The 26,097-nt window shown below is 68.1% G+C and carries 23 protein-coding genes and 1 pseudogene; 11 read left to right on the plus strand and 13 right to left on the minus strand.

From position 1 onward, the window contains the following. Positions 1-78: 78 nt before the first annotated feature. Complete coding sequence (locus ESD82_RS17780) at positions 79-426, plus strand: STAS domain-containing protein (RefSeq protein WP_024844106.1); 348 nt, start codon at positions 79-81, stop codon at positions 424-426. 59 nt (positions 427-485) lie between these two features. Then, positions 486-857: pseudogene (locus ESD82_RS17785) on the plus strand (ATP-binding protein); the annotation flags it as partial. 123 nt (positions 858-980) lie between these two features. Here ESD82_RS17785 and hspQ read toward each other — a convergent pair. From hspQ to ESD82_RS17815, 6 genes are all read right to left on the minus strand, one after another. Next, positions 981-1,313: a heat shock protein HspQ gene (gene hspQ, locus ESD82_RS17790; protein WP_028710168.1), complete on the minus strand. Its 333-nt coding sequence runs from the start codon at positions 1,311-1,313 to the stop codon at positions 981-983. Positions 1,314-1,825: 512 nt separating this feature from the next. After that, a complete protein-coding gene (locus tag ESD82_RS17795) occupies positions 1,826-2,287 on the minus strand; it encodes a CreA family protein (protein WP_024844103.1) in 462 nt (153 codons plus the stop codon). A gap of 566 nt (positions 2,288-2,853) precedes the next feature. Further along, on the minus strand, positions 2,854-4,482 hold the full coding sequence (locus ESD82_RS17800; RefSeq protein ID WP_024844102.1) for a Na/Pi cotransporter family protein: 1,629 nt from the start codon (positions 4,480-4,482) through the stop codon (positions 2,854-2,856). Positions 4,483-4,629: 147 nt separating this feature from the next. Then, entirely contained in the window at positions 4,630-5,358 is a 729-nt protein-coding gene (locus ESD82_RS17805) for a metallophosphoesterase (protein ID WP_024844101.1), read from the minus strand. Positions 5,359-5,410: 52 nt separating this feature from the next. Further along, positions 5,411-7,000: a phosphoglycerate dehydrogenase gene (gene serA, locus ESD82_RS17810; protein ID WP_024844100.1), complete on the minus strand. Its 1,590-nt coding sequence runs from the start codon at positions 6,998-7,000 to the stop codon at positions 5,411-5,413. 111 nt (positions 7,001-7,111) lie between these two features. Further along, positions 7,112-8,266, minus strand: coding sequence for a phosphoserine transaminase (locus tag ESD82_RS17815; RefSeq protein WP_024844099.1), 1,155 nt, complete (start codon positions 8,264-8,266; stop codon positions 7,112-7,114). Positions 8,267-8,458: 192 nt separating this feature from the next. On the opposite strand from ESD82_RS17815, the gene serB reads away from it, so the two are divergent. From serB to ESD82_RS17830, 3 genes are all read left to right on the plus strand, one after another. Then, positions 8,459-9,334 (plus strand): phosphoserine phosphatase SerB, encoded by an 876-nt coding sequence (gene serB, locus ESD82_RS17820; protein ID WP_147427702.1) that lies wholly within the window; start codon positions 8,459-8,461, stop codon positions 9,332-9,334. A 94-nt stretch (positions 9,335-9,428) separates the two neighbouring features. Continuing rightward, positions 9,429-10,121 carry a CDP-alcohol phosphatidyltransferase family protein gene (locus ESD82_RS17825; protein WP_028710167.1) on the plus strand — a complete coding sequence of 231 codons (693 nt, stop codon included), beginning with the start codon at positions 9,429-9,431 and terminating at the stop codon, positions 10,119-10,121. A 57-nt stretch (positions 10,122-10,178) separates the two neighbouring features. Then, a complete protein-coding gene (locus ESD82_RS17830) occupies positions 10,179-11,648 on the plus strand; it encodes an ABC transporter substrate-binding protein (protein WP_147427701.1) in 1,470 nt (489 codons plus the stop codon). Between the two features lie 72 nt (positions 11,649-11,720). On the opposite strand, the gene ESD82_RS17835 is transcribed toward ESD82_RS17830, so the two are convergent. The 3 genes from ESD82_RS17835 to ESD82_RS17845 all read right to left on the minus strand — a co-directional run bounded on the left by ESD82_RS17835 (position 11,721) and on the right by ESD82_RS17845 (position 14,137). Next, entirely contained in the window at positions 11,721-12,521 is an 801-nt protein-coding gene (locus ESD82_RS17835; RefSeq protein WP_244314546.1) for a lytic transglycosylase domain-containing protein, read from the minus strand. Positions 12,522-12,709: 188 nt separating this feature from the next. Beyond that, complete coding sequence (locus ESD82_RS17840; protein ID WP_147427699.1) at positions 12,710-13,261, minus strand: hypothetical protein; 552 nt, start codon at positions 13,259-13,261, stop codon at positions 12,710-12,712. 132 nt (positions 13,262-13,393) lie between these two features. After that, entirely contained in the window at positions 13,394-14,137 is a 744-nt protein-coding gene (locus tag ESD82_RS17845; protein ID WP_024844093.1) for a L,D-transpeptidase, read from the minus strand. A 309-nt stretch (positions 14,138-14,446) separates the two neighbouring features. On the opposite strand from ESD82_RS17845, the gene ESD82_RS17850 reads away from it, so the two are divergent. Next, positions 14,447-14,707, plus strand: a complete 261-nt coding sequence (locus ESD82_RS17850; RefSeq protein ID WP_024844092.1) for a GlsB/YeaQ/YmgE family stress response membrane protein — start codon at positions 14,447-14,449, stop codon at positions 14,705-14,707. A 63-nt stretch (positions 14,708-14,770) separates the two neighbouring features. Here the strand turns inward: ESD82_RS17850 and ESD82_RS17855 are convergent, their stop codons facing one another. Beyond that, positions 14,771-16,072 (minus strand): D-amino acid dehydrogenase, encoded by a 1,302-nt coding sequence (locus ESD82_RS17855; protein ID WP_147427698.1) that lies wholly within the window; start codon positions 16,070-16,072, stop codon positions 14,771-14,773. Positions 16,073-16,322: 250 nt separating this feature from the next. Between ESD82_RS17855 and ESD82_RS17860 the strand changes: the two genes are divergently transcribed. The 4 genes from ESD82_RS17860 to ESD82_RS17875 are packed head-to-tail and all read left to right on the plus strand — an operon-like array spanning position 16,323 to position 21,372. Continuing rightward, entirely contained in the window at positions 16,323-17,957 is a 1,635-nt protein-coding gene (locus ESD82_RS17860) for an MFS transporter (RefSeq protein ID WP_147427697.1), read from the plus strand. Between the two features lie 48 nt (positions 17,958-18,005). Next, complete coding sequence (locus tag ESD82_RS17865) at positions 18,006-18,944, plus strand: ABC transporter permease (protein ID WP_147427696.1); 939 nt, start codon at positions 18,006-18,008, stop codon at positions 18,942-18,944. Beyond that, complete coding sequence (locus ESD82_RS17870; RefSeq protein ID WP_024844088.1) at positions 18,941-19,753, plus strand: ABC transporter permease; 813 nt, start codon at positions 18,941-18,943, stop codon at positions 19,751-19,753. Before ESD82_RS17865 ends, ESD82_RS17870 begins: the two co-directional genes overlap by 4 nt. Continuing rightward, positions 19,750-21,372, plus strand: coding sequence for an ABC transporter ATP-binding protein (locus ESD82_RS17875; RefSeq protein WP_147427695.1), 1,623 nt, complete (start codon positions 19,750-19,752; stop codon positions 21,370-21,372). The genes ESD82_RS17870 and ESD82_RS17875 overlap by 4 nt, the downstream gene beginning before the upstream one ends. A gap of 391 nt (positions 21,373-21,763) precedes the next feature. Here ESD82_RS17875 and ESD82_RS17880 read toward each other — a convergent pair whose 3' ends face one another. Then, a complete protein-coding gene (locus ESD82_RS17880; protein WP_024844086.1) occupies positions 21,764-22,720 on the minus strand; it encodes an L-malyl-CoA/beta-methylmalyl-CoA lyase in 957 nt (318 codons plus the stop codon). A gap of 166 nt (positions 22,721-22,886) precedes the next feature. On the opposite strand from ESD82_RS17880, the gene ESD82_RS17885 reads away from it, so the two are divergent. Continuing rightward, positions 22,887-23,747, plus strand: a complete 861-nt coding sequence (locus ESD82_RS17885; RefSeq protein WP_024844085.1) for a D-amino-acid transaminase — start codon at positions 22,887-22,889, stop codon at positions 23,745-23,747. Between the two features lie 110 nt (positions 23,748-23,857). Here ESD82_RS17885 and ESD82_RS17890 read toward each other — a convergent pair whose 3' ends face one another. Together ESD82_RS17890 and ESD82_RS17895 are read right to left on the minus strand one after the other, a co-directional pair. After that, positions 23,858-24,631, minus strand: coding sequence for an amino acid ABC transporter ATP-binding protein (locus tag ESD82_RS17890; RefSeq protein WP_024844084.1), 774 nt, complete (start codon positions 24,629-24,631; stop codon positions 23,858-23,860). A gap of 10 nt (positions 24,632-24,641) precedes the next feature. Next, positions 24,642-26,096 (minus strand): amino acid ABC transporter permease, encoded by a 1,455-nt coding sequence (locus ESD82_RS17895; RefSeq protein ID WP_147427694.1) that lies wholly within the window; start codon positions 26,094-26,096, stop codon positions 24,642-24,644. Position 26,097: the final 1 nt, after the last annotated feature.

Below are 26,097 nucleotides of genomic sequence, written 5' to 3' on the forward strand. Positions count from 1 at the left end.
TCCGTGAGACGCTTACCTGCCGGTAACGATTGCCGGTCTAGAACAGGGGCAAGCACACGGAAAACAGCGGAACCGAGAATGCAACTGACATTGCTGCCCCAGCCGGACGGGCTAACGATTCGCGTCGATGAAAAACGCCTCGACGCCACCATTGCCACCGCCTTCAAGGACCGGGTGCGCGGCATGATCGCCGGCGGCGGCGCGCAGGTGACGCTGGACCTGGGCGGGGTCGAATTCATGGACAGTTCCGGACTTGGCGCGGTGATCGCCATCTACAAGGCCATGCCCGCGGGGCGAAAGCTGACGCTGACCAGGCTGACGCCGAATGTCGAGCGGGTGTTTCACCTGACGCGGATGGACACGGTGCTGACCATCCGCAGGACCGCAGACATTCCCGCCGCGCGCCCCGAAGGCCCCGAAAGATGAACCTGTCTCCCGAACCGGCCGGAAAGCGGCTTCGCCAGCCCCCGCCACCCCGCCGGCCGATGCTCCACCGCATCTTTCGCGCCGATCCGGCAACCGTGCGCGCCGCGCTGCTGTTTCTGCGCGAAAGATTCGACGGCAGCGCCGGGGACGAGGTGATCGCCAAGCTGGAGCTGGCGCTGGCCGAGGTGCTGAACAATATCTGCGAACACGGCACCCGATACGAGGCGGTGCGGCTGGGCGGCCGGCCGCATGCGCCGCTGATCCATCTTTGCGTCGCGCGCCATGTCGGCGGCATCGCCTGCGCGGTGACGGATGACGGCCGGCCGCTGCCGGCCTCGTGCCTCGACATGCACGACCTGCCCTGGACCGGCCCGGCACCCCAGGATGCCGAGGCGATCCTGCTGCTGCCCGAGGGCGGCTTCGGCTGGTTCCTGATCCAGGAACTGACCGCCTCGCTGTGCTATTTCCGCGAGGGGCGGCGGAATTTCCTGGCCTTCGTCGTCCCGGTGGCCGAGCCGCCGGCGCAAGTCGCTCCTGCCGCCGGGGGGCCTGAATCAGTTCAGCCCGAATTGCAGCGGATAGCGGCCGTCCTGAAACTCGCCGAACATCTCCGTCACCTCGGGATGTTCCAGAGGCTCGCCCGAATGATCCGGGACCAGGTTCTGCTCGGAGACATAGGCAACGTAATAGGTCGCCTCGGTTTCGGCATAGAGGTGATAAAAGGGCTGGTTGCGCGACGGCCGCGAATCCTCGGGGATGGATTCGTACCATTCCTCGGTATTGGAAAATTCCGGGTCCACGTCGAACACCACGCCGCGGAACGGATGTTCGCGATGGCGCACCACCTGGCCCAGATTGTATTTCGCGCTCTTGGACGGAATCCGCATCTCACCGTTCCTGTTTGGCGCGGCTCTTACAACCACCGCACGGCGCTGTCCACCTGTGGGGCCGCAAACCGCAAGGCGGCCGGAAGCTTGCGCGGAAACCGGGACATGGTCCGCAGCGGCTCCGGGGTCGCGACGCCCCAGGGCCGGGGCATGCGCGGCAGCGCCCATCCGCGCCCGCAGCCAGCCGGCCCGATCCAGGCATCCGAACGGCCAAGCCGGCAGGCGTTCCGCAAAAGCGACCCTGATCTTTGGCGCGGACGAACGGGGCGGCCGATCCGGGAGCGCACGCCCCCCGCGCGCCTGGCCGCCTGCCGCGGAGGCTGTGTGAAAACTCGGTTGGGCGGTAAGCGCCTCGGGACAATATTCTACTACGGTATGGTTGACGTGAAAACGTTCCCCTCGGGGATGCGCCGGGCGCCCCCCGAGGGAAAGCATTCTTGACACATTCATGGATTCCGAGTTTCCGCACAGCCTCCGCGGATACCGCGCCGGCCCCGCGGCAGGCGGCAGCTTCAATGGGCCGGCAATGCCTCGCCCGGCTCCAGCGCCACGGTCGAGATCGACATCTTGGCCGAGCCTTCCTTCACCTGGTCGGCATGGGCAAGATAGACCAGCACCTGGTTTTCCTCGTCATAGATCCGCTTGATCCGCAGCGACTTGAAGATCAGCGAGCGCGAGGCGCTGAACACGTCCTCGCCCTTCGGCCCGCGGCGGATGTCGCCGATCGTGACCGGGCCGGTCCGGCTGCATTCGATGGCCGAGTTCGACGGATCCTCGAACCAGTTGCCCTGGCTCAGCCGGTCGATCACCGAGCGGTCGAAATAGGCCAGGTGGCAGGTCACGCCCTGCACCTGAGGATCGGGGATGGCCTCGATGATGATGTCGTTGCCGACCCAGTCCACGCCGACCTTGCCCACCACCTCGGCCGAAACGGGCGCAGCCATCAGCGCCAGGGCGGCAATCCATGTCCTCATCTCGTCCTCCGGGCAGCGCAACCGGACAGAACATGGCAAGCCCGCCGAGCCGCTGCAAGAGCTTGCGGCTGCATCGCGCGCCAAAGCCCCGCAGGGTGCGGAAAGCCGAGGCTGCGGCGGGCGGCGACCAGGCGTGGAAGCGGCCGAGGCGCCGCTGGCGGCAAGATCGCCCTGCCGCTTGCCGCCGCGGCCGGACCATGCCGGGGGCAGGCCAACGGCATCCGCCCCCGGAAACGGCGGCGCGAGGGTCGGCCAGGCCTTGCGCCGCTGCCCCGGACCCGGCGAGGCGGGGCGGGGCGGGGCGAAGAATGCTGCACGTCACCGGTGCCGGCCGGCCGTATGGATCGCTGGAGACCCGCCACGCCGGGGCCAGGGCTATGCCTTGCGCCGCTGCGCCCGCCCGGCCGGAGAAATGGTTTCCGCGCCGGAGCGATGCATGATCGCCGCCCGGCCCGGCGGGCCATGCACCCGATCCGGGCCCCCGGATTGCTTGGCGGATTCCGCCAGGACCGCGGCCCGCGATTGGTCCGGCGGCGTCACCGCGATGGCGCCGCCCGATCCGGCCTTCAGCCCCGCTTGAGCCGGCTTTCGATCAGCAGGTCGGCCTCGTCCAGGATCGGATGCGCGACCGAGACGATATGCGCGTTCACCCGCTTCAGGTCGCGCAGGATGTCCAGGTGCAGCGATGAGGTCTGCTGGCTGTCCGCCCGCCCCTCGCGCAGCCGCATCAGGTGGCGCTGCGCGGACATGCGCTCCAGCCGCCGGATCTCGACCTTCTCCTCCATCAGCTGCCGCGCCAGGTCGCGGTCGCGGGTCATGAAGACGGTCTGGGCCAGCCGCAGGTTCTCTATGGTCATCAGGAACAGCCCGTCCAGTTCGCGATAGCCCTCGTCGGAAAAGCGCAGGGCCAGCGCCGCCTTCTTGCGGATCTCGGGGCCGAGCCCCTTGTCGATGATGTCGCCGACATGTTCCAGGTTGATGACATAATCCAGGATGGTGATGGCCTGGCGCCGTTCATCCTCGCCCGCCTCGCGGCCCAGGCGGGAGAGAAAGCTTTTCACCTCCTGCTGCATGCGGTCCACCCGCTCCTCCAGCACCGAAACCTCGGCCAGGGGCGCATCGTCGCCACGGGCAAAGGCGGTGCGGGCCTGTTGCAGCATCCGTTCGACCACGTCGCCGATGGCCAGCGCCGCCCGGCTGGCGCGAGCCAGAGCCACGGCCGGGGTGTCCAGCGCCTGCCCGTCCAGCAGCTGCGCCTCGATCGGCGGCGGGGTCTCGTCTTCACGCAGGATCAGCCCGGTCAGCCGCGTGACCAGCGCCGAAAAAGGCCAGATCGCCGCGGCGAGCGCCAGGTTGAAGGCCAGATGCGCCTCGACCGCCAGCCCGGTTTCCGGCAGAGGTACGGCGGTCAGCACCTGCGCCGCTTGGCCCGCCAGGGGCAGCGCGACAAGGCAGCCGACGGCGCGCACGACCAGGTTGCCCAGGGCGACGCGGCGGGCCGCGATGCCCTGTCCGGCCGTGGCCAGCACCGGCGGGATCGCCCCGCCCAGATTGGCGCCCAGCACCAGTACCACGGTCAGGGCCGGATCCATGGCCAGCGACAGGACCAGCATCACCACCGCCAGCGAAGACGAGCAGATCACCGCCAGCCCCGCCGCGATGGCCAGCGCCACCGGCCAGGCATTGCCCAGCATGGCCAGAAAGGCTGCCATGGCCGCGGATTCGCGCAGGGGCTCGGTCGCATGGCCCAGCAGGCCCAACGACAGCAGCATCAGCGCGATGCCGATCAGCGCCAGCCCGCCGCCCGACCAGCCGCGCCGGGACTGGCCGCGCATGGCATAGCCGGCCAGCAGCAGCACCGGCACCAGCGCCTCGATCCCCGAGGCGACGATCCAGGCGGTCAGCGCCGTGCCCAGGTTGGCGCCCAGCAGCACGATCTGGGCCATGCGCGGCCGGATCATGCCGCGATCCACGAATGAGGCCGTCATCAGCGCCGTCGCGGTCGAGCTTTGCAAGCCCAGTGTCGCCACCAGCCCGGAGACAAAGGCCCGCAACCCGGTGCGCGTGCCCCGCCCCAGCGCCATCTTGAGCCGGACGCCAAAGGCGCGCACCATCCCGTCGCGGACCAGGCCAAGCCCGAAAAGCAGCAGCGCCACGGCGCCGGCCAGCTGGAACATGACGGAAAGGGACTGCACGGCGCCGCACCTCCTGACGCGCCACGCATGGCGCATAGGCTGATATTTGGCCCCTCCCGCCAGGCGGTCAATGGATGCCGGGGATTTGAGACATTTCCCGCCGGCGCAATGGCAGGCCTGCCACAGGGCCGGGCTCAGGGGCCAGGCTCAGGGGGCGGGAATCGGCTCGCGCCCGGAATCGGTCAGCAGATGCAGCCCGGTTTCGTCGAAGACCACCACGCTCAGCGGCCCGCCATAGGCCGCGCCGGTGTCGATGGCCAGGCGGTTGCCGAAATGCGTCACCCGCTTGACCGGGCTGTGGCCATGTACCACCAGCAGGCCGTGATTGCTGGCATCGTCCAGAAAGCCCTTGCGGATCCAGACCAGGTCATGCTCGGTCTGCCGGGCCAGGTCGACGCCGGGGCGGATGCCGGCATGGACGAAAAGCGCCCGCGGGGTCAGGTGCCACAGCGGCAGCGCCGCCAGCCAGCGCAGATGCGCCTCGGGCACGGCGCGCAGCACATCGGCATGGGTGCGGGCATGGTCGCGGATCTCGACGCCATAGGAGGCCAGCGTCTCGGCTGCGCCCAGCGAGGGATGCTCCAGCCAGTGCCGCCCCGAGGCCAGGCCGGGGTCGATCCATTCCGGCTGCCAGGCAAAGCGCGGCAGGAAGCGGTCGTGATTGCCCTTGAGCACGATCCAGGGCAACCCTTCGGCCTGGCCGCGCATCAGGTAATCGACCACGCCGCGCGAATCCGGGCCGCGGTCCTGTAGGTCGCCGACATGGACCAGCCTGCCGCCGCCGCCATGTGCCGCGTCGTCGCGCGCGATCAGCTCATGCGCGGCGCGCAGCAGTTCCAGGTGGCCGTGAATGTCACCGATGGCATAGGTCCGCATGCCGCCCCCGCAAATGGAAACCCCCGGAACCTAATCCGGGGGCTTGCCAGGTTCAAACCTCGAATTGCAGCGGTCGCACCTGCAGGAACTTGCCGGTGGCGCGCAGGGCCTCCAGCGCCTCGGGCTTCAGCGGCTCATCGAGATAGAGGATGGCGATGGCATCGTCCCCGGTCTTGGTGCGGCCAAGGGTGAAGTTCGCGATGTTCACGCCCAGATCGCCCAGCGTCATGCCCAGCGCGCCGATGACGCCCGGCACGTCGCGGTTGCGGGTATAAAGCATGTGCTCGCCGATCTCGGCATCGACATTGATGCCGCGGATCTGGATGAAGCGCGGCTTGCCGTCGCTGAACACGGTGCCGGCGATGGACCGCTCGCGGGTGTCGGTGACCACGGTGGCCTTGATATAGCCGTCGAAGACGCCCGACTTGCCCTGCGTCGTGGTCGCCACCTGCACGCCGCGCTCGGCCGCCATGACCGGGGCCGAGACCATGTTCACGTCCGGGTTCGTCGCCTGCATCACCCCGGCGATCACCGCGGCGTTCAGCGCCTTGAGGTTCATCTCGGAGGCGACGCCGTCGTAAAGCACGTTGATCGCCTGGATCGGCTCGTCGGTCATCTGGCCGATGAAGGCGCCCAGATGCCCGGCCAGCTTCAGCCAGGGCCCCATCACCGCCGCCTCCTCGGCGGTGACCGAGGGCATGTTCAGCGCATTCTGCACCGCGCCGGTCAGCAGGTAATCCGACATCTGCTCGGCCACCTGCAGGGCGACATTCTCCTGCGCCTCGGTGGTCGAGGCGCCCAGATGCGGCGTCACCACCACATTGGGCAGGCCGAACAGCGGGCTCTCGGTCGCGGGCTCGGTGGCGAAGACGTCCAGCGCCGCGCCGGCGACATGGCCCGATTTCAGCAGCTCGGCCAGCGCCGCCTCGTCGATCAACCCGCCGCGGGCGGCATTGACGATGCGCACACCCTGCTTGGTCTTTTCCAGGTTCTCGCGCGACAGGATGTTCCTGGTCTTCTCGGTCAGCGGCACATGCAGGGTGATGAAATCGGCCTTTGCCAGCAACTCGTCCAGCTCGACCTTCTTCACGCCCAGTTCCTTGGCCCGCTCCTCGGACAGGAAGGGGTCATAGGCCAGCACCTTCATCTTCAGCCCCAGCGCCCGGTCGATGACGATCGAGCCGATATTGCCCGCCCCGATGACGCCCAGCACCTTGTTGAAGACCTCGACCCCCATGAAGCGGTTCTTCTCCCACTTGCCCTCATGGGTCGAGACGCTGGCCTCGGGCAATTGCCGCGCCACGGCGAACATCAGCGCGATGGCATGCTCGGCCGTCGTGACCGAGTTCCCGAAGGGCGTGTTCATCACGATCACGCCCTTCTTCGAGGCCGCCGGAATATCGACATTGTCGACCCCGATCCCGGCGCGGCCGATCACCTTCAGCTTGGTGGCGCTCTCCAAGAGCTTCGCCGTCACCTTGGTGGCCGAGCGGATCGCGAGCCCGTCATACTGACCGATGATCTCCGCGAGCTTTTCCTTGTCCTTGCCGACATCCGGCAGGTAATCCACCTCGACGCCGCGGTCGCGAAAGATCTGGACGGCGGTTTCCGACAGCTTGTCCGAAACAAGAACCTTGGGCATTTCTCTATCCTCTGGATATGCAGGGGCCGGTAGCGCACCGCACGCGCTGCAACTCGGCTTCTTTCTTGTCAAAATATCCCGGGGTCCGGGGCAGAGCCCCGGTCCGGCAGATCAAGCCTCGACGGCCTGCGCCTCGATCTCGGCCTCGAAGGCATATTCGATCCAGGGCATCAGCGCCGCGACATCACCGGTCTCGACGGTCGAACCGCACCAGATCCGCAGGCCGGGGGGCGCGTCGCGATAGGCGCCGGCATCCAGCGCCACGCCTTCCTTCTCCAGCCGCTTGGCGACGGCCTTGGCGAAGGCGGCGCCGTCCTTGATGCGCGGATCGGTGAATTTCAGGCAGACCGAGGTGGTCGAGGCCGTGGCCGGATCCTCGGCCAGGTCGGCGATCCAATCCTTGCCGGCAATGAAGTCGCGCACGGCCTTGGCATTGGCCTCGGCGCGGGCGACCAGCGCCTTGCGGCCGCCGATGGATTGCGCCCATTTCAGCGCCACCAGGTAATCCTCGACGCAAAGCATCGAGGGCGTGTTGATGGTCTCGCCCTTGAAGATGCCCTCGATCAGCTTGCCGCCCTTGGTCATGCGGAAGATCTTCGGCAGCGGCCAGGCGGGGGTATGGCTTTCCAGCCGCTCGACGGCGCGCGGGCTCAGGATCAGCACGCCATGCGCGCCCTCGCCGCCCAGCACCTTCTGCCAGCTGAAGGTCACCACATCCAGCTTGTCGAAAGGCAGGTCCATCGCGAAGGCGGCCGAGGTGGCGTCGCAGATGGTCAGCCCGGCGCGGTCCGCGGGGATCGCATCGCCGTTCGGCACCCGCACGCCCGAGGTGGTGCCGTTCCAGGTAAAGACCACGTCATTGTCGAAATCGACCTCGGCGAAGTCCACGATCTTGCCGTAATCGGCCTTGCGGACCACCGCATCCAGCTTGAGTTGCTTGACGACATCGGTGACCCAGCCCTCGCCGAAGCTTTCCCAGGCCAGCATCTCGACCTTGCGCGCGCCCAGCAGCGACCACAGCGCCATCTCGACGGCGCCGGTGTCCGAGGCAGGAACGATGCCGATGCGGTAATCCGCCGGCACGCCCAGCACCTCGCGGGTCAGGTCGATGGCCTCGGCCAGCTTGGCCTTGCCCACGGCGGCACGATGCGAACGGCCCAGCGGCGCGTCGGCAAGCATGTCCAGCGAGAAATGGGGGATCTTGGCGCAGGGGCCCGAGGAAAAGCGCGGATTGGCCGGCCGCGCGGCCGGAGCAGTCTTGCCCATGATGTTAGCCTTCCAGCTATAAGCGCCGCGTTGGGGCGGCGTGTCCCGCGGATGGGCTTAGCGCCGCCGAAGGATTCCCGCAAGAAAAAACTGCAAGCCCCGCATGCGACAGTTTTTCGGCATGAAACCGACTGATTGATCCCCCGCACCGCTTTGGCTAGTGCTGCGGAAACAACCGCCAAGGGGGCCAGCATGTTCACCGTCACCATCCTTGCCGCGCCCAGCCGCGCGGACCTGCCCGCCGCGCTGGTCGACGAGCTCCGCGGCGCCTGGGATGGCGGGCATGTCATCTGGCTGGCCCCGGGCATCGCCGCCGAATTTCCCCTCGCCGCCGAGCCGGCGGATTTCTGGCAAATCTGGGAGCGGCTCCAGGCCGAGGGCTTCGACCTGGCGATCCAGCCCACCCGCGGCCGCCGCAAGGCGGTGCTGCTTGCCGACATGGATTCGACCATGATCCAGCAGGAATGCATCGACGAGCTGGCGGATGTCGCCGGCGTGGGCGAGCGCGTGGCCGAGATCACCGCCCGCGCCATGAACGGAGAGCTGAACTTCCACGAGGCCCTGCTGGCCCGCGTCGGCCTGCTGGCCGGCCTGCGCGAATCGGCCATCGCCGAGGTTCTGGACAATCGCATCACGCTGGCCCCCGGCGGCCGGCAGCTGGTGGCGACCATGCATGCGCAGGGCGCCTATGCCGCGCTGGTCTCGGGCGGGTTCACCGATTTCACCGGCCCGGTCGCCCGCGCCCTCGGCTTCGACGAACATCGCGCCAACACGCTGCTGGCCGAGGAAGGCGTGCTGACCGGCCATGTCGCCCTGCCGATCCTGGGCCGCGAGGCCAAGGTCGAGGCGCTGCGCGACATCACCGCCGCCCGCGGCCTGACCCCCGCCGAGGTGCTGGCGGTGGGCGACGGCGCCAATGACCTCGACATGCTCAAGCTGGCCGGCATGGGCGTGGCGCTGCATGCCAAGCCGGTGGTCGCGGCCCAGGTCGGCTTGCGAATCAACCACGGCGACCTGACCGCGCTGCTTTACCTGCAAGGCTACGCGGCCGAGGAGTTTGCCGGATAGGTCGGCCGAGATCGCCGCATCACCCCACGGCAAAGCGCGGGGCGCAACCCGGCGCGAACTTGCGGTCATGACCGTTCGGTGACAGAAGCAGGGGATGAATCCACGCCTCAAAGCCCTTGCCGTCCACCTGCTGACCGCGACCGGAGCGGTCCTGTCCATGCTTGCCCTGCTGGCCGCCGTCCGGGGCGAGTGGTCGCAGATGTTCTTCTGGCTGGTCGTCGCGCTGATCGTGGACGGCGTCGACGGCCCCCTGGCGCGGCGCTATCACGTCAAGACCAACTGGCCGACCTATGACGGCGTGTTGATGGACCTGATCATCGACTACCTGACCTATGTCTTCATCCCCGCCTATGCGCTGTTCATGTCGGGGCTCTTGCCCGGCTGGACCGGCTGGATCGCGATCATCGCCATCACCTATGGCAGCGTGATCTATTTCGCCGACACCCGGATGAAGACCCGCGACAATTCCTTTGCCGGCTTCCCGGCCTGCTGGAACATGGTGGTGCTGGTGCTGTTCGCCATCAAGCCGGATTTCTGGCTGACGCTGGCCGTGGTGGTGGCGCTGGCCATCGCCATGTTCACCAATCTCAAGTTCATCCACCCGGTCAGGACCGAACGCTGGCGGCTGGTCTCGCTGCCCGTGACCGCGGCCTGGGTGGGATTCTCGGTCTGGGCGGTGCTGGTGGATTTCCACCCCGAAAGCTTTGCCCGCTGGGGGCTGCTGCTCAGTTCGCTCTGGCTGATGTTCGCGGGGCTCGCCCAGCAATTGACCGAGCGGCGGGCTTGATCGCCGGGCGTTTTGCCGGGAAGCTGCGCCCAGGGATCAGCCCAAAGGGGGACAGGGATGTTCGCGAAACTCATGCAGGCCGCCGCCGCGGCGGCTGTTCTGGCCACGCCGGCGCTGGCGGCCCAGGATCGGATCACGCTGGCCATGGTGCTGGAGCCGCCGAACCTGGACCCGACCGGGGGCGCCGCCGCCGCCATCGACGAGGTGGTCTATGCCAATGTCTTCGAGGGCCTGACCCGCGTCGCGCCCGACGGCAGCGTCAAGCCCGGCCTGGCCGAAAGCTGGGACAGCGCCGACGGCCAGACCTATACCTTCCACCTGCGCCCCGGCGTGACCTTCCACGACGGCAGCGTTTTCGATGCGCAGGACGTGGTCTTCTCGCTCGACCGCGCCCGCGCGCCCGACAGCACCAATGCCCAGAAGGCCTTGTTCGCGGGCATCGAGACCGTCGAGGCGCTGGACCCGCTGACCGTCCGCGTCACGCTCAAGGCCCCGGACGGCGGCTTTCCCTTCAAGATGGCCTGGGGCGACGCGGTGATGGTGGACCCTACCAGCATCGGCGACATCGCCACGAAACCCGTCGGCACCGGCCCGTTCAGGTTCGGGGAATGGCGACAGGGCGACCATATCCGGCTCGACGCCTTCGACGGCTACTGGGGCGAGAAGCCGGCGCTGAAGACCGCCACCTTCCGCTTCATCGCCGATCCCAGCGCCGCCTTCGCGGCGATGATGGCGGGCGATATCGACGCCTTCCCGATCTATCCCGCCCCGGAAACCCTGGCGCAGCTGCAGGCCGATCCGCGCTTCAAGGTGCTGGTCGGCACCACCGAGGGCGAAACGATCCTGGCCATGAACCACAAGCACCCGGCGCTGGCCGACATCAAGGTGCGCAAGGCCATCGCCCATGCCATCGACCGCCAGGAAATCATCGACGGCGCCATGTTCGGCTATGGCACGCCGATCGGCACGCATTTCGCCCCCCACCATCCCGATTACGTCGACCTGACCGGGAAATCGCAACACGATCCCGAACTGGCAAAGAACCTGCTGGCCGAGGCGGGGGGCGAGGGCCTGACCCTGCGCCTCGCCCTGCCGCCGACGCCCTATGCCCGCCGCGGCGGCGAGATCATCGCGGCCAAGCTGCGCGCCATAGGCATCCAGACGCAGATCACCAACATGGAATGGGCGCAATGGCTGGAACAGGTGTTCAAGAACGCCGATTACGACCTGACCGCCATCAGCCATGTCGAGCCCATGGACATCGGCATCTACGCCCGCAAGGACTATTACTTCAACTACCATAACCCCGCCTTCGACGAGACGATGGCGAAACTCGACGCCGCCACCGACCCGGCCGAACGCTCGGCGCTGCTGAAACGGGCGCAGGAGATCCTGGCCGACGACTATGCCAACGCCTTCCTGTTCCAGATGGCCAAGACCGGCGTCGCCAAGGCGGAAATCGAGGGGCTCTGGGAAAATACCCCCATGCCGGCGAACGACCTGACCCGGGTGCATTGGAAGGAATAGCCGCCCCTTCCCTGCGCGCCCGCCTTCTTCGTTCCCCAAATACCCATGAAACGCCGCCGCCCGTGCGGCGTTTCAGTTCTTCAGCACCAGGCAGCGCCCGCCCAGGCCGCGCAAGCGGTTGCAAAAGGCATACGCCTCGGACTTCGAGGAATAGCCGATCTGCGCGGTGAAAAGCTTTCTCGGCCCGCCCGAGATCTTGCGGTGCACATAGCTCACGCGCTTGCCGCCCAGGATCGGCCGCAGCTGCCGGTTCAGCCGCGCGACCTGCGCGCTGGCCCCCGCCTGGCTGGGATGGGTGGCGACGATGACGCCCCAGGGCCAGGGATGGTCGGGGGTCTGGAACTCGCGCAGCTTGCGCGCGCTGGCCAGATCGATGCAGGCCTCGCGAAAGGGCCGCTCCTTGTCCAGTCGCACGTCCAGCCGCTGGGGCGGATCGTCGCGCCAGATCCAGGCGGTCTGGCCGGTGATCGCCTGGACATAATCCTGCGTCTCCCAGGGCAGGCCGCCGCCCTGGGAGACGAAGCGCGCGGCGCGGTTCTCGCCGCCGTTATAGGCCACCGCGGCCAGGCCGACATTGCCGAAGCTCGCAGTCAGCGCCGCCAGGTAGCGCGCCGAGGCCTCGATGGCCTTGGCCGGGTTGAAGGGATCGTCCAGCCCGACCATCTCGGCGGTGCCGGGCATGAATTGCGCGATGCCCATAGCGCCGACCGGGCTGATCGCGCCCGGCTCGAACAGGCTTTCCTTCCACAGGAGCCGGGCGAAGAAATGCGGGTCGAGCCCGTTCTTCCCCGCCGTCCGCTCGATGGCAGAGCAGACATCGGGCACATAGCTGGCAACGGAAATGCAAAATGCCCCGTCATCCGTGCAGCGCATCCGGTCCGCGGGCGGCGGCGGACCGTGGAACGCGTCCTCTGCCGCCCGGACGGAAGCCGGCACGGCAAGGCAAGCGGCGGATACGGCGGCGACAAGGGCCAGAACCGGAGGGCGCATGGTGAACCCGGATGGAATGGTCGGATCTCCAATAGCAGGCAAGGCGCGGCTTGGAAACCGCGCCTGCAATCTCACCGGGCTTTTCCGGCCTTGCCGCCCTTGCCCTTGCCGCCCTGACCGGCGGCCTTTCCCGCCCGGTCGGCTTCGGCGGCCTTGGCCGATTTGCGCGCGGCGCGGGCGGCCTCTTTCTCGGCCGCCTTGGCCGCCTGTTTCGCGGCCTTGCGCTCGGCCTTCTCGGCCTCCTTCACCCGCTTTCGTTCGGCCCTCTCGGCCTCCTTGATGCGCTTCCTCTCAGCCTTGTCGGGCAGCGGCCGCACCGGGCGCGGGGGCTTGGACGGCGCCGTAGAGGCAGGCTCCGGGGCGGCAGGCTCGGCAGTCACATCCGCGGCCGGCCCGGCCTGTTCGGCGCGGCGGCGCTTTTCGGCGGCGGCACGGCGCATGGCCTGGGCCAGCGCCTTTCGCACCGCCTCGTCCTGTTCGCTTGCCTTCATGGCGCGCAAGTCGCGCTGCAAGGCGGCCAGCGCGGACAGGTCCAGCAGGCGCAGCGCCGCGGTCTGGGTCTGCTCGGCAATCGCATCCAGGTCGCGCGAGGCGGAGGCGGTCGGATCGGCGGGCCTGGCCATGGGCTCTCTCCTTTCAGGCGGGGCGGATCAGGGCGGAATCTGCCACGTCGGGCTGGTCCTGGCCAGAAAAAGAATGCCCCGGCCTTGGACGGGCCGGGGCGGGACAGGGATCGGGACCGGCAAACGCGGCTGTTATTGCGCGGCCCGGACCTCGGCGGTCTGCACCTCGCCTGCCGGGGCCAGGTAGCCGTTGGGCAGCTCGACCAGCGGCCCTTCCAGCGCCAGACTTTCGGCGCGGGTGCGGACCTTGACCGCGGTGCCGCGGGGGATCTCGTTGAACAGGTCCATGATGTCCTGGTTGAACAGGCGGATGCAGCCGGCCGAAGTGGCCTTGCCGATCGAGGACGGGTCCATCGTGCCATGGATGCGATACATGGTGTCGCGGCCGCCCTTGTAGAGATAGAGCGCGCGCGAGCCCAGCGGGTTGTCCACCCCGCCGGCCAGCCCGTGCCGGAGCGGGCCGTAAAGCTCGGGCTGGGTGCGGACCATGTTGGCGGTGGGGGTCCAGCTGGGCCAGGCATGCTTGCGGCCGATGGTCGCGCTGCCCTGGAAATTCTTGCCCGCCTGGCCGACCGCGACGCCATAGCGCATGGCCTCGCCATTGCCCAGCACATGATAAAGGAAGCGCGCATAGGGATCGACGACGATGGTGCCGGCGGCCTCGGGGCCGTTATAGGGCACGCGCTGGCGGCGGTTGCGCTCGGTCAGATAGGCGGGGCGGACGGCGTTGATCTCGATCGGTTCGCCGTTGGGGCCGGTATCGGTCCGTGCGCCATAGACGCCGTGATCGGGCGGCGGTTCGGCCGGGGTTTCGGCGGCAGGCGCACAGGCGGCAAGGCCAAGGCCCACCACCAGCAAAAGCGGAGCAAGGCGCATCGTTTTTCCCTTCGTAGCGCACCGCGCCCGGGGACGCGGCCGTGGCAGCTGTGAGATTGCGTCGGATGACGCGCCCGACCCGAGCAGAGGGCGGGCAAGAGTTGCAACCCCCTATCAGCCCTTCCGGTTCTGCGCCGTCAAGCCTTGGACCCGGCGGATATGCGCAATCGTTACCGAACTGTTGCCCAAACGCGCGGTTTTCCGCGCTTGCAGGGCCGAATCCGCAGGTTTCGGAACCGCAGCGGGGCCGGGGGCGTTGGCTTGACGGATCGGCCAAGCGCCGCAAACCCGCAAGGAAAGGAAGCTTTCATGACCCTGACCGCCTTGCTTATCACCCTCATCATCGGCGCGATCGCCGGCTGGCTGGCCGGGCTGATCGTCAAGGGCCACGGCGAGGGGCTGCTGATGAACATCGTCATCGGCATCCTGGGCGCCGTGATCGCCGGCTGGCTGTTCCCGATGCTCGGCCTGGGCATGAGCGCCTCGGCCCCGATCCTCGGCACGATCATCTTCGCCACCCTGGGCGCGGTGATCCTGCTGGTGGTGCTGCGGCTCGTCAAGCGGGCCTGACGCTGCACCGGAGGGCAAGAAAGGGGGCCCTGGCAAGGCCCCCTTTTTCCATGCCTGCGGCGGTCAGGCGCGGGCGGGTTGCAGCGCCGGGCGGCCGGCGGTTTTGGCCCCGCGCAGATAGCGGGCATAGCCCAGATCCTCGGCCGCGATGTCGGGCTTGCGCCCCGAGATCAGGTCGGCCAGCAGCCGCCCCGAGCCCGCCGACATGGTCCAGCCCAGCGTGCCATGTCCGGTGTTCAGGTAAAGGTTCGGGATCGGCGTCGCGCCGACGATGGGCGTGCCGTCAGGCGTCATCGGGCGCAGCCCGGTCCAGAACAGCGCCTTGTCCGCATCGCCCGCACCGCCGAACAGCTCGCCCACCGATTTCGCCAGCGTTTCCTTGCGCCGCGGGTTCAGGCTCAGGTCGTAGCCGGCGATCTCGGCCAGGCCGCCGACGCGGATGCGCTCGCCCAGGCGGGTGATCGCGACCTTGTAGGTCTCGTCCATCACCGTCGAGACCGGGGCGCGGCTTTCGTCCTGGATGTCGATGGTCAGCGAATAGCCCTTGAGCGGATAGACCGGCAGCTTCAGCCCCAGATGCCGCACCATGCGCGGCGAATAGGAGCCCAGCGCCAGCACATAGCGATCCGCGGTCAGCCGGCCCTGGTCGGTGCGCACGGCGCTGATGCGGCCGCCCTCGGCCTCCAGCGCCTCGATGCCGACGCCCCAGCGGAAGGTGACGCCCGCCGCCGCCGCCATCTCGGCTAGGCGGTTGGTGAAAAGGAAGCAATCGCCGGTCTCGTCGCCCGGCAGGCGCAGCCCGCCGACGATCCGCTCGGCCGAACCGGCCAGCCCCGGCTCGGCGGCGACGCAGCCGTCGCGGTCCAGAACCTCGAAGGGCACGCCATCGGCGCGCAGCACCTCGATGTCCTTGCCGGCGGCGTCCAGCTGCTGCTGCTTGCGGAACACCTGCAGGGTGCCCTGCGTGCGCTCGTCATAGCGGATGCCGGTTTCGGCGCGCAGCTCGCCCAGGCAGTCGCGGCTGTATTCGGCCAGCCGGACCATGCGGCTCTTGTTGACGGCATAGGCGGAGGAGGTGCAGTTCGCCAGCATCCGCGCCATCCAGGAGACACGCTGCCAGTCCAGCCGGGGCTGGACCACCAGCGGCGCATGGCGCTGGAACATCCATTTCAGCGCCTTCAGCGGCACGCCCGGCGCCGCCCAGGGCGAGGAATAGCCGGGCGAGATCTCGCCGGCATTGGCAAAGCTGGTTTCCAGCGCCGGGCCGTCCTGCCGGTCGATCACCGTGACCTCGTGCCCGGCCTTCGCCAGATACCAGGCCGAGGTGACGCCCAGGACACCGGCTCCAAGAATAATGATCTTCATCGTCGCGCACCCCCCAAATCCGAGTTGAGGGCAAGGATAGCAGCCGGTGCAGAAATGAAATCCCGATTCCGGCGAAAAATCGGCCAATCACGCCATATATTCTTCATGTTTATGTAATTTTGTCGAAGATTATTCGAATATATAGCGGTTTGGCGAAATAACAGAGCGGTGCGGCAAGAATCGGCCGGCCGGATTGCGGCCCGGCGGGGCTCTGCCTAAGCTTGCCGCATTGCCCCAGGTTTTCCGGATCATGCCAGCAACAGCCCGCAAAAGCCCCTTTGCCCCGTTCCGTCACCGCGATTTCCGGCTGCTGTGGTCGGCGACGCTGATCTCGAACTTCGGCGGGCTGGTGCAGGCGGTGGGCGCGGCCTGGATGATGACGCAGCTGACCGATTCGGCGACGCTGATCGCGCTGGTGCAAGCATCGAATACGCTGCCGATCATGCTGTTTGCGCTGCTTTCGGGGGCGCTGGCCGACATTTTCGACCGCCGCACGCTGCTTCTGGGGGCGCAGGTCTTCATGGCCTCGGTCTCGGTGCTGCTGGCGGTGCTGACCTGGCAGGGCTGGATGACGCCGCTGCTGCTCTTGTCGCTGACCTTCCTGATCGGGGTCGGGCAGGCGATCTACAACCCGCCCTGGCAGGCCAGCATGCAGGATCTGGTGCCGCGCGACGACCTGCCGGCGGCGGTGTCGCTGAACTCGGTCGGCTTCAACCTGATGCGCTCGGTCGGGCCGGCGGTGGGCGGGATCATCACCGCCGCCTTCGGCGCGGCGGCGGCCTTCGCGGTTAATGCGGCAAGCTATATCCCGCTGCTCGGCGCGCTGATGCGCTGGCATCCGGTGACGCCGCCGCGCATCACCACGCCCGAGCCCTTCGTCGCCGCCGTGGGCGCGGGGCTGCGCTATGTGGCGCTGTCGCCGAACCTGATGCGGGTGCTGTCGCGCGGGGCGCTGTTCGGCTTTTCGGCCATCGTGGTCATGGCGCTGTTGCCGCTGGTGGCCAAGCAGAACCCCGCGGGCGGCTCGCTGCTGTTCGGCCTGCTCTTGGGTTGCTTCGGCCTGGGCGCCATCGCCGGGGCGCTGATCAACCCGCATGTGCGCGAGCGGCTGGATAACGAGAACGTGGTCCGCGTCGCCTTTGCCGCCTTCGGCGCCTCGGCGCTGCTGCTGGCGCTGACCGAAAGCACCTGGCTGCACGCGCTGGCCATGCTGCCCGCCGGGGCCAGCTGGGTGCTGGCGCTGTCGCTGTTCAACGTCACCGTACAGCTTTCGACGCCGCGCTGGGTGGTGGCCCGCGCGCTGGCGCTTTACCAGACCGCGGTCTTCGGCGGCATGGCGGCGGGGGCGTGGACCTGGGGCTCGGTTGCCAACAATTACGACGTGGAGACGGCGCTGACCGCCGCCTCGGCGCCGCTGTTCCTGGGTGCGGTGCTGGGCCATTGGCTGCGCATCCCGGAATTCGGCACGCTGGACCTGGACCCGGTGAACCGCTTTCGCGAACCGGAACTGGCGCTGGACCTGCGCGGCCGCTCGGGCCCGATCATGGTGATGATCGACTACGAGATCGACCAGCTCGACGTGCCCGAGTTCCTGCGGCTGATGGCCTTGCGCCGCAACATCCGCCGCCGCGACGGCGCGCGCAACTGGGCGCTCCTGCGCGACCTGGAACACCCCGAGCGCTGGACCGAAAGCTATCACATCGCCACCTGGGACGAATACGTGCGCCACAACCTGCGCCGCACCAAGGCCGATTTCCAGACCTACGAGGATCTGCACAAGCTGCATCGCGGCAAGGAGCCGCCCGTCGTCCACCGCATGATCGAGCGCCACACCGTCAGCCTGGACGACGACGTGCCGCTGATCGGCAAGCTGGAGGTGCCCTGAGCGCAAAGGCCGCTTTACCGCGCCCCGGCGCCGCACTAGCGTTTCCCCATGTTGCGCTATGTGACCCGCCGCCTGATCTCGCTTGGCCTGAGCCTGCTCGTGGCCTCGGCGCTGATCTTTTCGGTGGTCGAGCTGGTGCCGGGCGATCCGGCCAGCTTCATGCTGGGCACCGGCGCCCAGCCCGAGACGGTGGCGGCGCTGCGCCAGCAGATGGGCCTGGATCTGCCCTTGCCGCTGCGCTACCTGCACTGGCTGGGCAGGGTGCTGACGGGCGATCTGGGCCACAGCTTCACCTACAAGACGCCGGTGGCGGGGATGATCCTCGACCGGATGCAGGTCTCGCTGCCGCTGGCGCTGCTGGCGCTGGCGCTGGCGGCGCTGATCGCCCTGCCCATCGGCATGTTCGCCGCAGCAAGGCGCGGCCGGGCGGGCGACACGGCGGTCATGGCGGCGACGCAGGTCGGCATCGCGCTGCCGAATTTCTGGTTCGCCATGCTGCTGGTGCTGCTGTTCGCGGTCAGGCTGCGATGGCTGCCCGCCGGCGGCTTTCCCGGCTGGGACCATCCCGCCGCGGCGCTGAAATCGCTGCTGCTGCCCGCCATCGCGCTGGCCCTGCCGCAAGCGGCGATCCTGGCGCGCGTGCTGCGCTCGGCCCTGGTGGAAACCCTGGGCCAGGACTACATCCGCACCGCCCGCGCCAAGGGGCTGAGCGCCGGGCAGGCATTGTCGCGCCATGCGCTGCGCAATGCGCTGATCCCGGTGCTGACCATCCTGGGCATGCAGTTTTCCTTTCTGCTGGCAGGCGCGATCATCATCGAGAACGTGTTCTACCTGCCGGGCCTTGGCCGGCTGATCTTCCAGGCCATCACCCAGCGCGACCTGATCGTGGTGCAGGGCGCGGTGCTGGTGCTGGTCGCGGCGGTGATCCTGGTCACCTTCCTGGTGGACCTGTCCTATGCGCTGGTCGACCCGAGGCTGCGGCGATGAGGTGGTCGCTGATCCTGGGCGCGCTGCTTTCCGGGCTGGCGCTGGTCGCGGCGCTGGTCTCGTTCCTCTGGACGCCGGCGGACGTGACGCAGCTTGCCATCGCGCAGAAGCTGCTGCCGCCCTCGGGCCAGCATTGGCTGGGCACCGACCATTTCGGCCGCGACATGCTGTCGATGATCATGGTCGGCGCGCGCACCTCGATCGCGGTGGCGCTGGTGGCGGTAGGGATCGGCATGGGCCTGGGCGTGCCGCTGGGTCTGCTGGCCGCGGCACGCAGCGGCGGCTGGATCGACGAGGCGGTCATGCGCGGCAACGACCTGGTCTTTGCCTTCCCGAGCCTGGTCATCGCCATCCTGATCACCGCGGCGCTGGGGCCTTCGGCGCTGAACGCGATCATCGCCATCGGCATCTTCAACATCCCGGTCTTTGCCCGCGTCACCCGCGGCGCGGCGCTGCCGATCTGGACGCTGGACTATATCCGCGCCGCGCAGGTCGCGGGCAAGGGCGCAAGCCGGATCAGCGTCCAGCACATCCTGCCCAATATCGCCAACCTGCTGATCGTGCAGGGCACCATCCAGTTCAGCCTGGGCATCCTGGCCGAGGCGGGCCTTTCCTATGTCGGCCTTGGCGCGCAGCCACCCACGCCCAGCTGGGGCCGGATGCTGGCCGAGGCGCAGACCATGGTGGCGCTGGCCCCGCATGTCGCCATCATCCCCGGCCTTGCCATCGTCGTCACCGTGCTGGGGCTGAACCTCTTGGGCGACGGCTTGCGCGACGCGCTGGACCCCAGATTGCGCAGGTCGCCATGATCCAGACCAGCCGCCTTTCGGTCGAGATCGGTGCGCATGAGATCCTGCGCGGCCTCGACCTGCAACTGCCGCCCGGCCGGATCACCGGGCTGGTAGGCGAAAGCGGCTCGGGCAAGTCCATGGCGGCGCTGGCGATCATGGGCCTGCTGCCCGAGGGCATGCGGGCCGAGGGCCGGGTGGATCTGGACGGCCGCAACCTGCTGGACCTGCCCGAGCGCGAGCTGTGCCGCATCCGCGGCAAGCGCATCGGCATGATCTTCCAGGAGCCGATGACGGCGCTGAACCCGCTGATGACCATCGGCGACCAGGTGGCCGAGGTGCTGCGCATCCACCAGGGCCTGGACCGCAAGACGGCGCAGGAGCGTGCCCGCGACCGGCTGGACCGCGTCGGCCTGGCCGCGCCGCGCTTTCCGCTGACGCTTTACCCGCACGAGCTGTCGGGCGGCCAGCGCCAGCGCGTCGCCATCGCGCTGGCCATCGCGCTGCGCCCCGACCTGCTGATCGCCGACGAGCCGACGACGGCGCTGGACGTGACCACGCAGGCCCGCATCCTCGACCTGCTCAAGGGGCTGGTCCGGGACGAGGGGATGGCGCTGCTGCTGATCACCCACGACCTTGCGGTGGTCGCGGGCATCGCCGACCGCGTGACGGTCATGCAGCAGGGCCGGATCGTCGAGGAAGGCCCGACCGAGACGGTGTTTCGCGAGCAGGCCCACCCCTATACCCGCGCGCTGTTCGCCGCCTCGACCCATCAGCCGCGTCTGGTGCTGCCCACGGCGCAGCCGCGGCCGCTCTTGCAGGTCGAGGGGGCGGCGCGCGCATATCCCCTGCCCCGCCGCGGCCTGGCCGCGCCGCGCGAAACCCTGCGGGCGGTGGACGGGGTCAGTTTCCGCATCGACGCCGGGGAATCGGTCGGGCTGGTCGGCGAATCCGGCTGCGGGAAATCCACGCTGACGCGGGCCATCCTGGGGCTCGACCCGCTGCAGGGCGGCCGCATCCTGCTGGACGGGCAGGAAATCCGCACCGGCCGCGCCATGGCCCCGGAGCTGCGCGCCCGGATGCAGGCGGTGTTCCAGGATCCCTTCGGCAGCTTCGATCCGCGCTGGCGGGTCGAGCAGCTGGTGGCCGAGCCCTTTCACCTGACCGGCCTGCCCCGCGACTGGCGCGAACAGGTGGCCGAGGCGCTTTACGAGGTCGGCATCGCCGGAGACGCCATGCGCCGGCATATCCACGAATTTTCCGGCGGCCAGCGCCAGCGCATCGCCATCGCCCGCGCATTGATCATCAGGCCGCGGCTGATCGTGCTGGACGAGGCGGTCAGCGCGCTGGACGTGCGGGTGCGGGCGCAGGTGCTGGACCTGCTGGCGCGGCTGCGGGTCAGCCACGGCCTGTCCTACCTGTTCATCAGCCACGACCTGTCGGTGGTGCGCCGGATCACCGACCGGGTGCTGGTGATGGAAAAGGGCCGCATCGTCGAGGCCGGCCCGACCCACCAGGTGCTCGGGCAGCCGCAGCATCCCTATACGCAAAGCCTGCTGGCCGCGACGCCGCGCATTCCGGCCGCGTGGCAGGCTCACGTTCCGGTCGACGGCCTTGCGCTTGCGCCGCCGGCTCCGTAGCTGCTGCGGGCTTGCTCCCGGCAAAGGCCCCGCCGCCGGCCGCGGGAATCGCCCGGCTTCCACAGGTAAGCCCGCCTTCTGTCCCTGGTGGGCGGCAGCCTTCCGACCAGGCCCGAATCACCGCTTCCCGACCTGCCCCCGACCCGGCCCGGCACAACCGCACGCCCGATCCCGTGGCAACCGCGCCCGGCCAGGGATGGCGCCCAAGCCTGAACCCCGGCCAACCCGCGCGGAACGCAGTGACGACGACATTGGATTTCCATGACAATCCGCGAAGGATCAGGCGAGCGGCCCGAATGACAACAGGCCCCGCGCAGCCGCAGGGCCTGTTGCTCCTCCCCTGTCATGGCGGCCAGCCTCCCCGCGTAGCCGCCCAGGTATCCCTTGCCGATCAGGCGTCGATCAATTCTGCCTGACGCACGATCACTTGTGCCTGACGGATGGACGCGATGTCAACCAGTCTACCCTTGTATACCGTCGCGCCGGCGCCGGTCCGCTTGGCCTCCTCCATCGCGGCCAGGATCTCGCGCGCCTCGGTCACCGCCTTTTCGCTGGGCGAGAACACCTCGTTGGCCAGCGCCACCTGCTTGGGATGGATCGCCCATTTCCCGACCATGCCCAGCGTGGCCGAGCGGCGGGCCTGCGCCCGGAAGCCCTCGTCATCGCTGAAATCGCCGAAGGGGCCGTCCACCGGCAGCACGCCATGGGTGCGGCAGGCGGCGACGATGGCGGTCTGCGCCCAATGCCAGGGGTCGGACCAGTATTTCGCCCCCTCGTGCAGCATGTAGTAGTTTTCCTGGGTGCCGCCGATGCCGGTGGTGGCCATGCCCATGCTGGCGGCGAAATCCGCCGCGCCCAGGCTCATCGCCTGCAGGCGGGGCGAGGATGCCGCGATCTCCTCGACATGGGCGATGCCGGCAGCGGATTCGATGATGACCTCCAGCCCGATGCGCTTTTGCCGGCCCTTGGCCGCCTCGATGGCGGTGACCAGCGCGTCCACGGCATAAATGTCGGCGGCATTGCCGACCTTGGGGATCATGATCAGGTCCAGCCGCTCGCCGGCCTGTTCCAGCAGGTCCACCACGTCGCGGTACCACCAGGGCGTGTCCAGCCCGTTGATGCGGACCGACAGGGTCTTGCTTCCCCAGTCGATGTCGCCGATGGCCTGGATCACGTTCCTGCGTGCCTGCGCCTTGTCGTCGGGCGCGACCGAATCCTCCAGGTCCAGGTTGATGACATCGGCGGCCGAACCGGCCATCTTTTCGAACAGCGCCTCGCGCGAACCGGGGCCGAAAAGCTGGCAGCGGTTCAGGCGGGCGGGCGCAGCGGGTTGCGTGCGGAAGGACATGGCTTGCCTTTCAAGTAAGGATGTTTCAAGCGGCGCTGCAAAACTGATAGATAATTGCTGCGACTGCATCAAGCTGATTTTGCATCTGCGAAAACCCGCGCATCTTGACGCCCTGCCGCTTTCGGCGCAGGACCGCGCTAGCAGGCCCTGGGACAGGAGAAACGACATGACCCGCACCGTCTATCTGAATGGCGACTATCTGCCGGAAGCCGAAGCCAAGGTGTCGATCTTCGACCGCGGCTTCGTGATGGGCGACGGCGTCTACGAGGTGACCAGCGTGCTGGATGGCAGGCTGCTGGACTTTGCCGGCCACATGCGGCGGCTGACCCGTTCGCTGGCCGAACTCGGCATGGGCAATCCGCTGACCGACGACGAATGGCTTCACGCGCATCGCCAGCTGGTGACGCTGAACGACGTGACCGAGGGCATGGTCTATCTGCAAGTGACCCGCGGCAATCCCGGCGACCGCGACTTCGCCTATCCGCCCGAGGATACGCCGCAGACCGTGGTCATGTTCACCCAGTCCAAGCCCGGCCTGGCCGACAATCCGCAGGCAAAGACCGGCATCCGGGTGATCTCGATCCCCGACCTGCGCTGGCACCGGCGCGACATCAAGACGGTGCAGCTGCTTTACCCCTCGATGGCCAAGATGGAGGCCAAGCATCGCGGCGTCGACGATGCCTGGTTCACCGAGGACGGCTTCGTGACCGAAGGCACCTCGAACAACACCTATATCGTCAAGGACGGCAGGATCGTGACCCGCCCGCTGTCCAACGACATCCTGCACGGCATCACCCGCGCCTCGCTCTTGCGCTATGCCGCCGAGGCGCAGATGCAGATCGAGGAACGCCCCTTCACCATCGCCGAGGCGCAGGCCGCGGACGAGGCCTTCCTCACCTCGGCCTCGGCCTTCGTGATGCCGGTGGTCGAGGTCGACGGCGTGGCGCTGGGCAGCGGCCGCCCCGGCCCGGTGGCGACCCGCCTGCGCGAAATCTATCTCGAGGAGTCGCGCAAGTCGGCTGTCTGACCGGCCCCCGCCTGCGCATTCTTCCTTGGAGAAATATCCCGCAGGGGGAGTCCGCCGCGCCCGCGGCGGACGGGGGACGCGAAGTCCCCCTGCTGCGGCGGTGCCGCCGCTCAGTGCCCCAGGATCTGGGACAGGAACAGCTTGGTGCGCTCCGAGCGGGGATTGTTGAAGAACTCCCTGGGCGTGTTCTGCTCGACGATCTGGCCCTGGTCCATGAAGATCACCCGATGCGCCACCGCCTGGGCAAAGCCCATCTCGTGGGTGACGCAGAGCATGGTCATGCCGTCCTCGGCCAGCTCGATCATCGTGTCCAAGACCTCCTTGATCATCTCGGGATCCAGCGCCGAGGTCGGCTCGTCGAACAGCATGATCCGCGGCCGCATGCACAGCGCCCGCGCGATCGCCACCCGCTGTTGCTGGCCGCCCGACAGCTGGCCGGGATATTTATGCGCCTGTTCGGGGATTTTGACCTTGGTCAGGAAATGCATGGCCGTCTCCTCGGCCTCGCGCTTGGGGATCTTGCGCACCCAGATCGGCGCCAGGGTGCAGTTCTCCAGGATGGTCAGATGCGGGAACAGGTTGAAATGCTGAAACACCATCCCGACCTCGGAACGCACCTTGTCGATGTTCTTCAGGTCGTGGGTCAGCTCGGTCCCGTCGACGATGATCTTGCCGGCCTGGTGTTCCTCCAGCCGGTTGATGCAGCGGATCAGCGTGGATTTGCCCGAACCCGAAGGCCCGGCGATCACGATACGCTCGCCGCGACTGACGACCAGGTCGATGTCGCGCAGCACGTGGAAGGTGCCGTACCATTTGTTCAGCTTGACGATCTCGATGGCGGCCTCGTCGCCTGCGGCGGGGATCGCGGTGGTTTGCCTGGTCATGAACGCCTCCTCAGCGGTGGTCGCGCTTCAGCCGGCGTTCCAGATACATGGAATAGCGCGACATGCCGAAGCAGAGGATGAAGAAGATCGCGCCGACGAAGATATAGGGCTCCCAATAGGCGCCTTTCCATTCAAAGCTTGCGCGGATGGTGTCGGCCATGGCCTTCAAGGGGTCGAACAGCCCGACGAAGACGACCAGCGTGGTGTCCTTGAACATGCCGATGAAGGTCGAGACGATGCCGGGGATCGAGATCTTCAGCGCCTGCGGCAGCACGATCAGCCGCTGCGCCTTCCAGTAGTCCAGCCCCAGCGCATCGGCTGCCTCGTACTGGCCCTTGGGCAGCGCGGCCAGCCCGCCGCGGATCACCTCGGCCATATAGGCGGCGGCGAACAGCGTCACCATGATGATGACCCGCAGGATGATGTCGAAATTCGTGCCCGGCGGCAGGAAATAGTTCAGCAGCAGCGAGGCCACGAACAAGAGCGTGATCAGCGGCACGCCGCGGATGAACTCGATGAACATCACCGCCAACAGCTTGATCACCGGCAGGTCCGAGCGCCGCGCCAAGGCCAGGATCACCCCCAGCGGCAAGGACAGCGCGATGCCGGCGACGCCGATGGTGATCGACAGCACGAAGCCGCCGAACTGGTCCGAGGAGACCGGCCGCAGCCGCAACGGCAGAACCCCCGCCAGCATCGAGGCCAGCGGCCCGGCCAAGAGCAGCCACCAGGCCACCGCCGCCACCACCGCCAGCGCAAAGGCCAGCAACCCGAACCGCGCCGCCAGCAGCCGCCAGACCACGAAGCCCAGGCCGAAGCCGGCCAGCACCATCGCCTCGCTCCACAGCGATCCGCCCCAGAGCAGCCAGACGGCGATGAAGGGATAGACCAGGCTGGCCAGCAGCGACCATTGCGGGCGCGTCTCGATCAGCGCGGCCCAGGCCAGCATCAGCACGGCCATTCCCATCAGCGCCGCCATGGGGGCGCCCAGCACCATGGCGATGACGAAGGTCAGCACCATCGACAGGCCCAGCACGATGCGCCGCGCCCTGGCGCTTTCGGAAAACAGCACCGGCGCCAGCGCCAGGAACAGCAGACCGAAAGCCAGCACCGGACGCCAGTACAGCGCCTGCGGATAGAAGCCGAACATGAACTGGTTCCAGCGATGCTTGATCAGGGCGAAACAGGCGCCGGTGGCGCCCTGCCCCCAGGTCTCGGCGATGACCTGGCGGCATTCGGCCATGCTGCCGGCGTTCCAGACCGAATGCGACAACCAGGGACCGACGGTGCTGACCACCAGCCAGACGATGCCCAGCCCGACAAAGGTCAGCGCGATGTTCAGCGGCCCCGAGAACAGGTTCTCGCGCAGCCATTTGATCGCGCCGGATTCGGCCAGAGGCGGCGGCTCGGGCGGCAGCATTGTCTCGCGGACATAGGCGACGGTTTCGGAATGCGTGTCGCTCATC

This window comes from Paracoccus pantotrophus, from assembly GCF_008824185.1.
Lineage (GTDB): Bacteria > Pseudomonadota > Alphaproteobacteria > Rhodobacterales > Rhodobacteraceae > Paracoccus > Paracoccus pantotrophus.

Coding starts and splice junctions, on each gene's coding strand:
- ESD82_RS17780 (WP_024844106.1), top strand. CDS start 79: ATGCAACTGACATTGCTGCCCCAGCCGGACGGGCTAACGATTCGCGTC.
- hspQ (WP_028710168.1), bottom strand. CDS start 1,313: ATGCGGATTCCGTCCAAGAGCGCGAAATACAATCTGGGCCAGGTGGTG.
- ESD82_RS17795 (WP_024844103.1), bottom strand. CDS start 2,287: ATGAGGACATGGATTGCCGCCCTGGCGCTGATGGCTGCGCCCGTTTCG.
- ESD82_RS17805 (WP_024844101.1), bottom strand. CDS start 5,358: ATGCGGACCTATGCCATCGGTGACATTCACGGCCACCTGGAACTGCTG.
- serA (WP_024844100.1), bottom strand. CDS start 7,000: ATGCCCAAGGTTCTTGTTTCGGACAAGCTGTCGGAAACCGCCGTCCAG.
- ESD82_RS17815 (WP_024844099.1), bottom strand. CDS start 8,266: ATGGGCAAGACTGCTCCGGCCGCGCGGCCGGCCAATCCGCGCTTTTCC.
- serB (WP_147427702.1), top strand. CDS start 8,459: ATGTTCACCGTCACCATCCTTGCCGCGCCCAGCCGCGCGGACCTGCCC.
- ESD82_RS17825 (WP_028710167.1), top strand. CDS start 9,429: ATGAATCCACGCCTCAAAGCCCTTGCCGTCCACCTGCTGACCGCGACC.
- ESD82_RS17830 (WP_147427701.1), top strand. CDS start 10,179: ATGTTCGCGAAACTCATGCAGGCCGCCGCCGCGGCGGCTGTTCTGGCC.
- ESD82_RS17835 (WP_244314546.1), bottom strand. CDS start 12,521: ATGCGCTGCACGGATGACGGGGCATTTTGCATTTCCGTTGCCAGCTAT.
- ESD82_RS17840 (WP_147427699.1), bottom strand. CDS start 13,261: ATGGCCAGGCCCGCCGATCCGACCGCCTCCGCCTCGCGCGACCTGGAT.
- ESD82_RS17845 (WP_024844093.1), bottom strand. CDS start 14,137: ATGCGCCTTGCTCCGCTTTTGCTGGTGGTGGGCCTTGGCCTTGCCGCC.
- ESD82_RS17850 (WP_024844092.1), top strand. CDS start 14,447: ATGACCCTGACCGCCTTGCTTATCACCCTCATCATCGGCGCGATCGCC.
- ESD82_RS17855 (WP_147427698.1), bottom strand. CDS start 16,072: ATGAAGATCATTATTCTTGGAGCCGGTGTCCTGGGCGTCACCTCGGCC.
- ESD82_RS17860 (WP_147427697.1), top strand. CDS start 16,323: ATGCCAGCAACAGCCCGCAAAAGCCCCTTTGCCCCGTTCCGTCACCGC.
- ESD82_RS17865 (WP_147427696.1), top strand. CDS start 18,006: ATGTTGCGCTATGTGACCCGCCGCCTGATCTCGCTTGGCCTGAGCCTG.
- ESD82_RS17870 (WP_024844088.1), top strand. CDS start 18,941: ATGAGGTGGTCGCTGATCCTGGGCGCGCTGCTTTCCGGGCTGGCGCTG.
- ESD82_RS17875 (WP_147427695.1), top strand. CDS start 19,750: ATGATCCAGACCAGCCGCCTTTCGGTCGAGATCGGTGCGCATGAGATC.
- ESD82_RS17880 (WP_024844086.1), bottom strand. CDS start 22,720: ATGTCCTTCCGCACGCAACCCGCTGCGCCCGCCCGCCTGAACCGCTGC.
- ESD82_RS17885 (WP_024844085.1), top strand. CDS start 22,887: ATGACCCGCACCGTCTATCTGAATGGCGACTATCTGCCGGAAGCCGAA.
- ESD82_RS17890 (WP_024844084.1), bottom strand. CDS start 24,631: ATGACCAGGCAAACCACCGCGATCCCCGCCGCAGGCGACGAGGCCGCC.
- ESD82_RS17895 (WP_147427694.1), bottom strand. CDS start 26,096: ATGAGCGACACGCATTCCGAAACCGTCGCCTATGTCCGCGAGACAATG.